A 14496-nucleotide genomic window follows, 5' to 3' on the forward strand; every position below is an offset into this window, starting at 1 on the left:
ATGAAAAAAGTTTATTTCTTACTGGCATTTTCAGCATTGGGAATGAATGCTTACGGGCAGAAAACAGTTGATCAGAAAGTGGCAGAGCTGTTGTCTAAAATGACACTAGAAGAAAAGGTAGGGCAGATGGTCCAGTATAGCGGATTTGAATATGCTACCGGACCTCAGCAGTCTAACTCGGCAGCAGTTTTAGAAGAAATAAAAAAAGGAAAAGTAGGTTCTATGCTGAATGTTGCCGGAGCAGAAGAAACAAGAGCTTTCCAGAAGCTGGCTCAGCAATCCAGACTAAAAATTCCTTTACTGTTCGGGCAGGATGTTATTCACGGATATCGTACAACCTTTCCAGTCAACTTAGGTCAGGCCGCAAGCTGGGATCTTGGATTAATAGAAAGGTCAGAAAGAATTGCGGCTACTGAAGCTGCGGCTTACGGGATCCACTGGACTTTTGCGCCTATGGTAGATGTTGCCAGAGATCCGAGATGGGGAAGAGTGATGGAAGGTTCGGGAGAAGATACTTATCTGGGAACACAAATTGGGTTGGCGAGAATCAAAGGATTTCAGGGGAGGGGTTTAGGAAGTCTTGATGCTGTGATGGCCTGTGCCAAGCATTTTGCTGCATACGGTGCAGCAGTCGGCGGAAGAGATTACAATTCTGTCGACATGAGTTTAAGACAACTTCATGAAATATATCTGCCTCCATTTAAAGCTGCTGCGGATGCGGGAGTGGCTACATTCATGAATTCTTTCAACGATATCAATGGAATTCCGGCCACGGCAAACCAATACATCCAAAGAAATCTGCTAAAAGGAAAATGGAATTATAAAGGTTTTGTGGTTTCGGACTGGGGAAGTATTGGTGAAATGATTCCTCACGGTTATGCTAAAGATGCTAATGAAGCGGCTCAAAGAGCAATTCTGGGCGGAAGTGATATGGATATGGAAAGCCGTGTTTATATGACGGAACTTCCCAAATTGGTAAAAGAAGGAAAAGTAGAGGCAAAATGGTTAGATGATGCGGCGGGAAGAATTTTAACCAAGAAATTCGAGATGGGGCTTTTCGATGATCCGTACAGGTTCAGCAATGAAAAGAGACAGAAAGAGCAGACCGATAATCCGGAGCATAGAAAATTTGGAAGAGAATTTGGCTCCAAAAGCATTGTTCTCCTTAAAAATCAGGGAAATATTCTTCCACTTTCAAAAACGGTAAAGACCGTTGCCTTAATCGGCCCTTTCGGAAAAGAGACCGTAGCTAATCACGGTTTCTGGTCTATTGCCTTTAAAGATGACAACCAAAGAATCGTTTCGCAATTTGACGGGATTAAAAACCAACTCGATAAAAACTCAACTTTATTATACGCAAAAGGATGTAATGCCGATGATCAGGACAAATCTATGTTTGCAGAAGCGGTGGAAACTGCAAAAAAGGCAGATGTAGTCATTATGACCTTAGGTGAAGGACATGCGATGAGTGGCGAAGCAAAAAGCAGAAGCAGTATCGGTTTCTCCGGCGTTCAGGAAGATTTGCTTAAAGAAATCGCTAAGACCGGAAAACCAATTGTATTAATGATCAATGCCGGAAGACCGCTCATTTTCAATTGGGCTGCAGACAACATTCCTGCTATTACTTATAACTGGTGGCTGGGAACTGAAGCTGGAAATTCTATTGCTGATGTTCTGTTCGGAGCCGTGAACCCCGGAGGGAAACTTCCGATGAGCTTCCCGAGAACTGAAGGACAGATCCCCATTTATTATAATCATTACAATACAGGAAGACCGGCGAAAAATTCTACAGAAAGAAATTATGTTTCAGCGTATATTGATCTTGATAATGATCCAAAGTTTCCGTTTGGCTACGGGTTAAGCTACACAGATTTTAAATATGCGGATATGGTTTTAAGTTCAGCCAGCCTCAAAGGAAATCAGACATTGACAGTTAGCGTGACCGTTTCCAATACCGGAAAATATGATGGAGAAGAAGTAGTACAGCTATATATCAGAGATCTTTTTGGGAAAGTAGTAAGACCCGTGAAAGAACTGAAAGGTTTCCAGAAAGTAGCCATTAAAAAAGGAGAAAGCAGAAAAGTAGAGTTCAGGCTGACTCCGGAAGATTTGAAGTTTTTCGATGATGAACTGAATTTTGACTGGGAAAGTGGTGAATTCGATATTATGGTGGGAACTAATTCTCAAAACGTACAGACGAAAAGAGTCATCTGGATTCAATAAAATATTCAATGGAGACGGGCTTTAGCCCGCTTTGGGAAAATAGCAGAGAATCTGACATGTAGATTGTAAATGATTAATAGAAATAAGATTGTCTGGAAAACGAAAGATATTCAATAGGAGCGGGCTTCAGCCCGCTTAACTTAAAAAAATAAAAAATGGCTTTAGCCAAAACCTAATTAGTAGAGTTGCATTCATGAACATCAAACTCCAAAATATCATTCAGTTTTGTACTATGGGGATAGTCATCTTTTCTGCGACTAGCTGTGTTTCAAACAAACCAGATTCCGGGAAGAAACTGATCTGGAGCGATGAATTTAATGGAAAAGGGCTTCCTGATTCCTTAAAATGGAACTATGATGTAGGAGGTGACGGCTATGGAAACGAAGAAGCCCAGTTTTATACCAAAAACAGACTCGAAAATGCCAGAATGGAAGATGGCAATCTTATTATTGAAGCCAGAAAAGAAAACTGGCAAAAGAATAAGTATACATCCGCAAGGCTTTTAACCAAAGGGAAGTTTTCCTTTCAATACGGAACAGTAGAAGTAAGAGCAAAGCTTCCCAAAGGTCGCGGAACATGGCCCGCTATCTGGATGATGAGTGAACATATGAAAGAATGGCCGGATGATGGCGAACTGGATATTATGGAACATGTAGGTTTTAATCCGGGCTACGTTCATGCTTCGGTACATACCAAAAAGTATAATCATATTCAAAGGACCCAGAAAACGGATACTTTGATCGTGAAAGACGTAAGTGAAAAATTCCATGTCTATAAAGCAGACTGGACTCCGGAAAAAATTGACGTATATATTGACGGACAGAAGTTTTTTACTTACGAAAATAAAGAAAAGACCTATGAAGCATGGCCTTTCAATCAACCCTATTTTCTAATTTTAAACCTGGCGGTAGGCGGTTTCTGGGGCGGAAAAGAAGGAATTGATGATCGTATTTTTCCACAAAAATATTATATAGATTACGTAAGAGTTTATCAAAATAAATAATGAAGCGAGGGCAGTTGAGTCCAAAAACAGAAAGAAAAAGATTATGAAAAAACTAATTGTGAGCTGTCTGACAGTTGGAACGTTGTTAAACATCAATGCACAGAACTACTGGAAGAAGAATGCAGGGAAAACAGCGAAAGTTATTTTAACCAGTTCCAAGACCAATGAAAAGATGGCGGATAAAGGAACGGTTAAGTTTGAGAAATTTGGACAGCCGAAAGAAACAGATGCCTGTATCTTCGTGGATCCTGATTTTAAATATCAGAAACTGATCGGAATAGGAGGTGCCATCACGGATGCATCTGCAGAAACTTTTTATAAAATGCCGAAGAATAAGCAGAAAGAGATTATGGAAGCTTACTTTGGAAAAAATGGACTGGGGTACACCGTCGTTCGTACGAATATGAACTCCTGTGATTTCTCCAGCGATTCTTATACCTATGTGGAAGATAATGATACGGCTTTGAAGACTTTCAATATTGCCCATGACGAAAAGTATAAAATCCCGATGATTAAAGAAGCTCAGAAAGCTATCGGCAAAGATTTTACCTTCTATTTCTCTCCTTGGAGTCCACCGGCATGGATGAAATCTAATAAAAGTCTGTATAAAGGAGGCAGGCTGGAAAACCAGTATTACCAGACCTGGGCAGATTACTATATTAAATTCATCAAAGAATACGAAAAGAGAGGAATCAACATCTGGGGACTGACGGTTCAGAACGAGCCGATGGCCACACAGAGCTGGGAATCCTGTATTTATTCTGCGGAAGAAGAAGGAGAGTTTCTGAAGAACAATTTAGGACCAACACTCTGGAAGAACGGGTACAAAGATAAAAAAGTAATGATCTGGGATCACAACAGAGACCTGATTTACCAAAGAGCAACCACTACTTTAAGTGATCCTGAAACGTCTAAGTATGCCCATGGAATTGGCTATCACTGGTATGAAACCTGGAACAATAAAACCCAGCTTTTTGATAACTTAACTGAAACCCAGAGAGCTTTTCCTGATAAATTCCTGGCTTTTACAGAAGGATGTAAAGAACAGTTTAATATGTCAAAAATTTATGACGTGAGCTTAGGAGAATTATACGGCAGAAATATGCTTAATGATTTTAATAAAGGAACGGCTCTATGGACAGACTGGAATGTGCTGCTGGATGAAACCGGAGGTCCGAACCATGTCGGGAACTTTTGTTTTGCACCGATCATTGCTGATACCAAAACAGGAGAATTACATTATACTTATGAATATTACTATGTTGGTCATGTTTCAAAATACATTAAGCCGAATGCTCAGAGAATCGGAAGTTCTTCCAACAGGGCTGCTCTAACCTCGACTACTTTCATGAATGAAAACGGACAATTGGTTACCGTGATCATGAATGATTCCGAAAACGATATTGAAACGAATCTGTGGATCGAAGGAATGTCTGCCAAGCTATCGGCCCCGGCACATTCTATACAGACTGTTATTTTATAGAATTAAATTTAATGGCTGGAAGCAGGAAGAGGGAGGCTGGAAGTTACTGTTGAGCAGATTATCTCTGTCAGTCATTATGAAATATGATGTAGTAGCCTTTAGAATAGTAATATAAACGTATTGCAGTTGTTTTTTCAGATTCAAGAACTTCCTTCTTCTGGCTGGCTTCCAGCTTCCTTACTAAAGATTTAAAAACTTCATATTAGCATTATTTTAAAGAGAACCGGCGGCCTCGTAGAGGCCGCCGGTTTATTTTTGATATAAATTATTAATCAGATTAACTATTTTTACTTTCAGCGTCATATTTGTCCACAACTTTTTGCGAAACCCCTGTATTGCTAAACCCTCCATCGTGGAAAAGATTCTGCATCGTTACTTTTTGAGTAAGATCAGAGAACATGCTTACACAATAGTTCGCACAGTCAAGCGCCGTAGCATTTCCTAGCGGAGACATATCGTCTGCGTACCCTAAGAAACCTCCGAAACCTTTTACACCGCTTCCTGCCGTAGTAGGAGTAGGAGATTGAGAGATCGTATTGACACGTACTTTTCTTGCGCCCCAATAGTTTCCGAAAGATCTTGTGATGCTTTCAAGATAGGCTTTGTTGTCTGCCATATCATTATAATCCGGGAAGGTTCTCTGCGCTGCAATATAAGTAAGGGCAAGGATGCTTCCCCACTCATTCATACAGTCTTTTTCCCAAGCTACACGCATTACTTTGTGGAAAGAAACAGCGGAAATATCCCAGCCTTTTTCTAACCAGTCGTAATTCATTTCTGTATAATGCTTTCCTTTTCTTACATTTACGGACATGCCTATTGAATGAAGGATAAAATCTATTTTACCATATTTCGCAACAGCAGCATCAAAAAGTTTTTCAAGATCTTCCACAGAAGTAGCATCTGCACCTATCACTTCAGAACCTGTTTTTTCTGCTAAACCATTAAGTTCTCCCATTCTCAACGCAATTGGAGCATTGGATAAGATAAATTCAGCACCTTCTTCATGACATCTTTCTGCAACTTTCCACGCGATAGATTGCTCATTAAGGGCTCCAAAAATAATTCCCTTTTTGCCTTTAAGTAGACCGTATGACATAATTTTTTAATGTTTATTTAAATACAAATGTAGCAATAATTTGTGTTTGCGACATAATAAAAATGGAGCCTTATTGATTTAAGACTCCATTTTTTTGAAAATATTTATATGACTGAAATTTTAATTGGTTTTCTTATTCCATTCTGCTTTTACATCCTCTGCTGCATCTTTTGTTTTTTCCCATGCATCATTGGCTTTATCTTTAATGTCATCCCATGCATCAGAAGCATTATTTTTTACCTTCTCCAACCAATCTTCCTGGCTAGCCTCCTCATCATTGTTTCTTTTTTCATTGATATAATCTTTTGCTTTACCAGCCAGATCTTCAATTTTCCATTTTGCATTGTCTGCGGCATTCTTTAAAGAATTTTCCGTGTTGTTTACTGCATCTTCCGCTTTGTTGTATTCTGAATTGTTCATAATGTGTAATATTTTATTGTTGTGTACCAATAATTAAACAAGAACCATTCCTAAAATCCGGGGGTATTGTTAAACTTTTCTTAATCTTTTGTTATACTTTTCTAAATCAGTGCTAACTTTAATTTAAAATATACTGTTATGAAAAAAATACGCTGTGGCTGGTGCGAGAAAGATGATCTCTACAGACAATACCATGATGAAGAATGGGGAAAACCGGTCTATGACGATGAAACCATCTTTGAGTTTCTGGTTCTTGAAAGCTTTCAGGCAGGGTTGAGCTGGTATACCATTCTTTCTAAAAGAGAGAACTTCAGAAAAGCTTTTGATGATTTTGATTATCAAAAAATTGCTCATTATACCGATGAAAAAATAGAAGAACTCATGAAAGATTCCGGCATTATCAGGAACCGTCTTAAAATTAAGGCCACTGTTTCCAACGCACAAAGATTCCGGGAAGTACAGCAAGAGTTTGGCAGTTTTTCCACTTACATATGGGGTTTTGTAGAAGGAAAGCCTATTGATAATAGCCCGGCTGCTTTAGAAGATGTTCCTGCTGTAACAGACATTTCGGATGCCTTGTCTAAAGATCTTAAAAAAAGAGGGTTTAAGTTTATGGGATCTACAGTCGTTTATGCTCATATGCAGGCGACGGGAATGGTCAATGATCATATAAAAAGCTGTTTCATCAGGCAGTGATAGATTTTATTTTATTCAATTTTATGTGATGTTTTTTAATAATAATGTAATTGTATCTGGCGTTTTTTTTATTTGAATTGTTGCTATGCTGCTTCACGAGGGGTTTGGTGTCTGTTTAATGTTTAAAAATGTTTCATTTAATAGTGATTAATGGGCTTTTTAATCACTATTAAGTGTGTTTATTTATTAATTTAATAAAATAATATGTCATTTTATCAGAAATTCGTACATTTGCACCCTCGAAAAATAACTATTAGCAATACGGTGATGCCAACCAAAATTAAATTTCAGCTCTTTCTTCTTTTTTTAGGATTTAATATTTTAATTCAAGCACAGGTGGGGATCGGAACGTCCAACCCGGATCAATCAGCTATGCTGCAGATTCAATCCAAGAACAAAGGAATGCTCCTTCCAAGTGTTGCTTTAGCATCATCTACAGACCAGACAACCATTCAAAATCCAGCTGAAGGCTTGATCGTATGGAACAACGGATCAGGAACTTTGGCAGAAACAGGTTTCTACTTCTGGAGCAAATCAAAATGGAATATGCTTTCTACCACTGCTGCCAACAGTGGAAATGGGACGAATGGGGGAAATGTAAGCCCGATGTCGGTTTGGAATAATTCAGCGACCAATAGTGGTAACTCCGGAGGGGTCAATACGAATCTGTCTTTGGGAACCAACACGTCTGATGACCTTGTTTTTAAGGTCAATTCCACATCCGTAGGAAGACTTGGGGTGAATAATTCAATAAGCTTCGGAACGGCAGCAAGTGCAGCACAAAACGGGATTGCTTTAGGGAATTCCAGCAGTGCATATCAGGGAATTGCTATTGGAACGAATACTTCCGTTACCGCCAATGAATCCGTAGCACTGGGAGCTAATTCTAAGATTTCCGGATATCAGTCTACCGCAGTCGGGTATAACGCGAAAGTAACAGTAAATGAAGCTACAGCGGTAGGCAATAATGCTGATGCCTCAGGATATCAGTCTATAGCATTAGGATATAATGCGAGAACGACGACCAATGATGCAACGGCAGTAGGAAAAAACTCAACGGCCTCTGGATTCCAGTCCATAGCAGTAGGTTATAATGCCAAAACCAATACAAACAGCGAAACAGCAGTAGGCTATAATACAATGACCAACAACCAGAATTCAACTGCAGTAGGATCGGGGGCAAATGCTTTGGGGCAGTTTTCTACAGCATTAGGTTATGGATCTGTAACTTCACAGGTCAATGCTGTTGTGATCGGAAACAACAGTGCCAATATAGGAATAGGTACCTCAACACCCAATACTTCTGCTAGAATAGATGTCAACGGACCATATAAACTGGGTGAAAAGGGAAGTGTACAGAAAAATCAGATCAGCTTTGAAGCCTGGCCATCCGTTTCTGTGAATAATCTAGCTCCGGGGAAATCCGTAAGCATGGAGATTTCTATTCCGGCCAATTTGCAGCCTGGTTCCACAAGAGCTGCGATTGTGGTTTCTCCGGCGGGAGATTTTGCGGGTAATACTTCGTTTTCCATATCCAATCCAAGAATGACGTCTACTTCAAGTGTGACGATCAATCTTACCAATATTTCCGGAAATACGGAAAGCTTATACTCGGGACATTTTTATGTGATGATCAATGAGTTTTAGGGAGAGAGTAGATAATGTAATGTCTTCCAAACAAGGAGATATCAATAGTGAATTTTTGCTTTCCAAGTGAATTTTAATTTCCCCACAAACTACACTGATTGCACAGACGATTTGGGATAGGTTTAATATATATTTTTGCTAATCTCTAATCTCTAATCTCTAATCTCATATCGACAAAATACGCCAAATGATCATGCAGTTTTTCAGTGAAATGTAGTTCTGCATTATTTATTTTGGATGATGATTTTTCAAAACTATACTTTATTTTTATACTGAATTCAAAATTATCGATAGAGAAATCGGGCTTGTCTTCATAGAGCTTTTTCAGATGGCTTTTGATCAGCTCATTTTTGTTGTTGAGAATAGAGTGGAGCTCGACGGAAAGGGTATCTTTTTCCTCATCAAGTTTAACCAGTTTCATTTGATAATTATATTCCATTCCATCGACCAATCTGGAGTTGAACTGGAGTTGGCTGGATAAAAAGCTGAAATGCTCATTGGGAGGGAAAATAAGGCTGTATATTTCCGGGAGCAGCAGAACGTACTGAAGATTTTTCTTCAATCCTGTGTCAAAGTCCTTCAGTCCTTTTTCGTAATTGGAAATCATTTTAATCTGATCCTTCTCTTCTGGGAAAACAGAAGAAAGTCTGTTCTGTTTCCAGAGTTCCCAATCTTTCCATAGGCCTTCTTTTTTTTCAACGGACAGCATTTTTCCATCGAGGTTTCTTTTAATAAAAAGGCTTCTGGAGATATCCGAAAGTGCCAGACTCTGCATTAAGAAAGGTTTCATAATGTGATCTTCCGTATCTCCGGTAATATGAAGGAGCTCTATTGTATTATACAGAAAATTCTCATCCTTTTCCTGCTCCAGAACAATATCTGATGTTGTTTTCAAAGAGATAGGCGGATTCTCCTTTCCCATCAGAAAAGTATTCTCAACGGTCAGTATGTAGGGTTGTGAGAATGATTCCAGCTGTAAAAGCGGGATATTTTCTCCAAATAAAGATTTTGATAGGCTCATTGGTGTATGTGATGTGACAATTAAGTGTTCTTTTGTTTACAGCGATCATTTTATCCGACAGATCATCAAATTCATTTCTTTCAGGAGCTATATCTATATAATTAAGACTAAAGTTTTCTTGTAAATAGGGCAGCATTTTTTCTTCTATTAATAATGATTTTTCAATACTTATAACTACATCATCAATATCTTGCTTCCCGATAACTTGCAGCCAGTAAAATTTTTGAAGCTCTTTTTTTAATTGATAATAATTATCAAAATATTCATCCTTAATAATGTTACGCTGGTACAGAGGGAAGCTGGTTAAACAAATTTTGATAATCTAAAAGGTATTCATAGTCTAAATAATTTTTAGGACTATCAAACCAATGTTTAGAAAGGTCAGCAGTTCCAAATTGTTCAATGAGTTCTATTTTTTCATTTTCTTTTGTAAACTCTTTCAAAAAAATATTATTTTTCTTTTTATTAGAATAGAATAAGATTGTTTTTCCTAAATCACCATACCAGGATATTTGTTTTAGAAATATTTTTTTATTATCAAACAGTATAAAATCTCCATTAACTATTTCACCTTTAGAAAAGACTATCATTAGATTATACTTAAGTATATTATTATCATAAAAATTAAATTTTATTGTCATAGAATCAATAGCGACCTGACAATAAGGTTTTTCATCCTTGTAATAATTGATAGTATATTCCAGTTCATTTTCAAAAGCATAATTAGCCCATTCATCTGGCGTATATTTTAAGAAATCTTTTGGAACATTTTGGCTAAACTCTGTTGATAAATGAACTTCTAATGTGGTTTGTTCATCCATTATTTTGTTCATTATTCCATTATACTTCGAAAATTCTGTTTTGTACATTTTATAATAAATATTAAATTAATTAAAATAAACCTGAAATATTATCTACTATTTCTACCCCTTTTTTTGTTGCATGATCAAGAACATCCTTACTTAAATTGCCAACTTTCTCGACATGCAAAATTACCTTATCACCTGCAGAATGTATTACTTCACCTGTTTTGGTCATAGCTTTACCATTATACTTTGCTGCATCATCAATATAGCTTTTGATTGTTTTATCTGTAATTTTAGTTAAATCACTGGCCTTCCGTTCAATAATTTTAAAAGTACCATCTGCATTTTCAATTAACCCGTCTATTTTTCCAACTTTGCCTTTCTTTAATAATACTTCAACTTCATGAGAATATCTGAAACCTTTTTCCAATGCTTGCTTCCTTAACTCGCTATTCCATACGAGATTGAAAAAGTATCCTCTCCTAACTTTCTGAAACCATTTCTGAGATTCCAGCATCATCTGGGACAGACATCGTCCAGAGTTGTGAACTAACAGGGCTAGAAGTCCTACAAAATACGTATGAAAATGAGCTACCGTAAAGTTATAAACTTTTTTAGGTTCGTAGCTGTATTCTGTTTTTTCAATGGAGATTTTAGTTTGGCCTTTGGTGATAATTTTTTCTCCTGCTTCAAGTTCAGATGCATCTTTCCATCCGTTTTCTGTATAAAAAGGATGAATCGCTGTAGTCTCAATCACTTCAGCTTCCGTATAAATACTAATGGTATGATCACTTTCATTCACCATCAAATCAATAACAGGTTGCAGTGCGACCGTATCTGTATCCTCATCATAAGCCCAGACCATATCACCGACTGTTATATCTTCAATGTTTTTAATGCCCTGTTCCGTATGAACGGGTGTGCCTGCTGGAAAACAGGCAAATACACAGGTTTTAAGCAGTTTTTTCGCAATATCGTCGACACTTTTCTTTAAAGCTTCCTTGCTTAATTTTTTGAGTGCCGCTTTTCCCATTTGCTGCAACGCCTCTTTCGAAACTGCTTTAGCGCCTGCTTTTATGGCGCCTTTTATTCCCGCTTTAGCACCCTGCATCGCTACAGTTCCGGTTCCAAAGGAAACAACTCCCACGGTTATAGAAGCTACATCCCAGATCAGAAAACCTGCGTTCATAGCAGCGCCCCAGCCATCGCCGGTCTGTATATCGTTGATGAGGTCTCTTCCGCTTCCCCAAACCGGGATCATCCCTTCAACTAATCCTGCTTCACCCACGCTATCGCCCTGTCCGTTGTCATCCAGTTCACGTTGTGCTTGGTCCTGCATATCTTTTACTTCCTGGGCGGCATCATCCGGGAGCGGAACCTGTCCGCTGGTCATAAATTCTACTTTTCCGCCTACCGGACAGCGGCAGGTACTTTTACCGATCAGGGAATGTATTCCGTTTATTTTTACCTGCCATGTATCCTGCCACGTCATAGGGACAGTGGCAGGGGTGCAGGGCCCTCCGGTAATTTTGCATACTTTAAAGGACGGTATATTGATAAGTGGTGTGGCATCTTTATTGGTCGCCACCAGACAACCGTGGATTTTAACCTTGGTATTGTAGGTCGGCTTGAAAAAGTCCGGCGCGGCACCCTGATCACACATCATCAGGGCATTCAGCGTTATGTATTCTAATTCATCCATGATCTGTTGTTTAGAATTACATAATATTGGTATCCCCTGAAGACATTACGGCTGTAGGTCCGCCAGTGATTGTAAGTGCCGAATCTGTGGTTATATCCATAGTACCTCCTTTACTGGAAAGTCCTAAAGCGCCTGCCAGTGCGGTGATGTCTATGGTTCCTTTTCCGGCTGAAGCGGTAATCCCTTCACCCGATATGGTAATAGAGTTTTCGCCTACTTTCAGAGTAATACTTGTCTTTCCGTCAAGCATGATGTTTCCACCGGCATCCATCTGCAATAGCGATTGTGGGGGAGCGTCTTTTTTTCCACCCACGTTGATGACACTGGAATTTCCTGCGTTGGTGGTGTGATTGGCATTAGCATTGGTGGTGGCATTTCCGCCTCCGTCAAACTTCATATTGGCGCCTCCCTGGTCTGTCAGAAATACAGACCCTGCTCCGTCATCCAGTTCCAGTTTATTGCCGCTTCGGCTGCTTAAACTTTTAAGGTTATTATTTTGTCCGCCGCCGCCGCCAACACCACCATGAAACATTCCTCCCATTACAAAGGGACGGTCCGGATGCTGGTGCACAAAATTGACAACCACCTGGTCTCCAACTTCAGGAATAGCCATAAAACCGCGGTTTTTACTTACCTTATCGCTTCCGCCTGCATCAGGAGTCATCACGCGGATAAATTCTGTGTTATCCTGTCCATTTTGCCAGTCAAACTGAACCTGTATGCGTCCCTGGTTCAAAGGATCAGTGTTTGAAATAACTTTAGCGAACTGAGGGTCTGCTTTTGGCATCTGAAATTCAGGTCGGGGCATAAATCCGGTATCTGCTGCGATAGCTTCAAAATTTCCCGTATAATAACCTCTTCCATCTACCTCATGACTGATTTCTGTAATCATCAACTTGGTAAAGTAGGCCGTTTGATTGGTTTCAGATTTACGCATTTCTACATCTGCAGTACATCCCGGATACAAAAACGGGACACTGGTGGTTCCGGAAGTCATAAAGACATCTACTGCTTTACTTCCAGCCGTGCCTTTCTGTGAGGCATCAATATCCATAAAGGTTGATGCTTTGATTGGAGCTACTCTTAAGGAAGGGGTTGTAAATGTTTTTTGAGATATTTCATACGCACGTTTCGCAATATCGGATTGGTGGTTTATTTTTGAGGTTCCCGTTGTGAGCTTTTCATTTTTGCTGCTGTTGTAGCCATAAAAAGAGGGATTCACGTGCTGGGCTTTCATTTTAATCTTTATATCATGTACGCTGCTTCCGTACACCAGTTGTACCGGTTTTTCCTGTGGTGGTAATTTTCCAAAATGAAGAACTTCACCATCATAATAAAACTGTTCGCCGTAAGCTTCTGCTATCCTTGCGAGATAGTTGTAGTGAGTTTCTTCATATTGTGAGCTGTAGGAAACATTTCCGTGCTGGGAATCTACCCTGAAATCAAATTTATTAGATCCTAAACCTTCTTTGATGACCCAGTCTGCAATACTGTTCAGACTGATCTCCTGTGTACCACCGAAACTTTGAATATGTGGCGCTGCATCCAGAAGTACGGTAGGACTGTTTCCGGTAAGTACAATATTACCCAGACTGCCTTTGTCCTGACTGAATCCTACTTCTGTGATTACTCCTACAAAATTCCTTTCCGGACTTTCTTCTACATCTTTATATTTAAATACAACAGTGATCCTTTTACCTAGAAAGTTTTGTGCCTGCTCCAGATTATGATTTTCAGCGTCTCCCAAAGTGTCATGGGCAAGAGTTAGATTGAATTCATGATGCTTAATGGCACTTTGAGTGAGTTTAAAATGTTTGAAGTGCTTTATAATCTTACCTTCAATAATGATTTCAAGCTTGACCACACGGTTAATTCCTAAAAGTTCGCTTGTGGGAATAGAGCTGGCATTATATATTTTGGAGGTAGGCTGTTCTGTCCAGATTTTATTTTCTGATACCAAAGCTGTATTAGACTGGGAAACTTTGTTCATGAAGTTATCAGCATAGGAGAGTGTCTGTCCGGCTGTCTGTACAGTTTTCTTTATTTTATCAGCTTTTTTTACAGTTTCTTTACCTGCATTGAAAGTTGCCGGTTCTATACTATCCAGATCTTTTTTAGATTTTGAAATCTGGTTCTTTGATGATTTACTGTCTTGGAACATAACATATTTTTTCTGGTTAGTGTATGTAAACATCAGCCTGGCGAACAGGTCTGCATTATAGTTTTTTCTTGTCACTCACTGCAGATGAAAATACTGCCTGATCCATGTCAATAGATAATATCTTTGGTGAGGACTTTATCGTTCTTTTTTCACTTGATGTGTGGGTAAAACCCGCTCTGTTTACTATTTTAAAATACAATTAATGTTTTATTTTCATAAATTTAATATTCTGAAT

Annotated in this window: 11 protein-coding genes; 5 read left to right on the forward strand and 6 right to left on the reverse strand. The window is 38.9% G+C overall.

The genetic code is table 11. The features are described 5' to 3' along the window. The 3 genes from bglX (at position 1) to NZD88_RS17780 (ending at position 4709) form a co-directional block, all read left to right on the forward strand. Positions 1-2223, forward strand: a complete 2223-nt coding sequence (gene bglX / locus NZD88_RS17770) for a beta-glucosidase BglX (protein WP_259830924.1) — start codon at positions 1-3, stop codon at positions 2221-2223. 193 nt (positions 2224-2416) lie between these two features. Continuing rightward, complete coding sequence (locus NZD88_RS17775; protein WP_259830925.1) at positions 2417-3226, forward strand: glycoside hydrolase family 16 protein; 810 nt, start codon at positions 2417-2419, stop codon at positions 3224-3226. A 43-nt stretch (positions 3227-3269) separates the two neighbouring features. Then, positions 3270-4709: a glycoside hydrolase family 30 protein gene (locus NZD88_RS17780; protein WP_259830926.1), complete on the forward strand. Its 1440-nt coding sequence runs from the start codon at positions 3270-3272 to the stop codon at positions 4707-4709. A gap of 277 nt (positions 4710-4986) precedes the next feature. Here NZD88_RS17780 and NZD88_RS17785 read toward each other — a convergent pair whose 3' ends face one another. Beyond that, positions 4987-5808 (reverse strand): enoyl-ACP reductase FabI, encoded by an 822-nt coding sequence (locus NZD88_RS17785; RefSeq protein WP_169234199.1) that lies wholly within the window; start codon positions 5806-5808, stop codon positions 4987-4989. A 120-nt stretch (positions 5809-5928) separates the two neighbouring features. Continuing rightward, positions 5929-6228: a hypothetical protein gene (locus NZD88_RS17790; RefSeq protein WP_259830927.1), complete on the reverse strand. Its 300-nt coding sequence runs from the start codon at positions 6226-6228 to the stop codon at positions 5929-5931. Positions 6229-6366: 138 nt separating this feature from the next. Between NZD88_RS17790 and NZD88_RS17795 the strand changes: the two genes are divergently transcribed. Both NZD88_RS17795 and NZD88_RS17800 read left to right on the forward strand, forming a co-directional pair. Beyond that, on the forward strand, positions 6367-6924 hold the full coding sequence (locus tag NZD88_RS17795) for a DNA-3-methyladenine glycosylase I (protein ID WP_259830928.1): 558 nt from the start codon (positions 6367-6369) through the stop codon (positions 6922-6924). 267 nt (positions 6925-7191) lie between these two features. Further along, positions 7192-8571, forward strand: coding sequence for a hypothetical protein (locus NZD88_RS17800; RefSeq protein ID WP_259830929.1), 1380 nt, complete (start codon positions 7192-7194; stop codon positions 8569-8571). 145 nt (positions 8572-8716) lie between these two features. Here NZD88_RS17800 and NZD88_RS17805 read toward each other — a convergent pair whose 3' ends face one another. From NZD88_RS17805 to NZD88_RS17820, 4 genes are all read right to left on the reverse strand, one after another. Next, complete coding sequence (locus NZD88_RS17805) at positions 8717-9592, reverse strand: hypothetical protein (protein WP_259830930.1); 876 nt, start codon at positions 9590-9592, stop codon at positions 8717-8719. A gap of 278 nt (positions 9593-9870) precedes the next feature. Beyond that, positions 9871-10413 (reverse strand): hypothetical protein, encoded by a 543-nt coding sequence (locus tag NZD88_RS17810; RefSeq protein WP_259830931.1) that lies wholly within the window; start codon positions 10411-10413, stop codon positions 9871-9873. A gap of 70 nt (positions 10414-10483) precedes the next feature. Next, positions 10484-12100, reverse strand: a complete 1617-nt coding sequence (locus NZD88_RS17815; protein ID WP_259830932.1) for a polymorphic toxin-type HINT domain-containing protein — start codon at positions 12098-12100, stop codon at positions 10484-10486. Between the two features lie 16 nt (positions 12101-12116). Next, positions 12117-14261 (reverse strand): type VI secretion system Vgr family protein, encoded by a 2145-nt coding sequence (locus NZD88_RS17820; RefSeq protein ID WP_259830934.1) that lies wholly within the window; start codon positions 14259-14261, stop codon positions 12117-12119. Positions 14262-14496: the final 235 nt, after the last annotated feature.

The organism is Chryseobacterium pyrolae (assembly GCF_025153485.1).
Taxonomy (GTDB): Bacteria; Bacteroidota; Bacteroidia; order Flavobacteriales; family Weeksellaceae; genus Chryseobacterium; species Chryseobacterium antibioticum.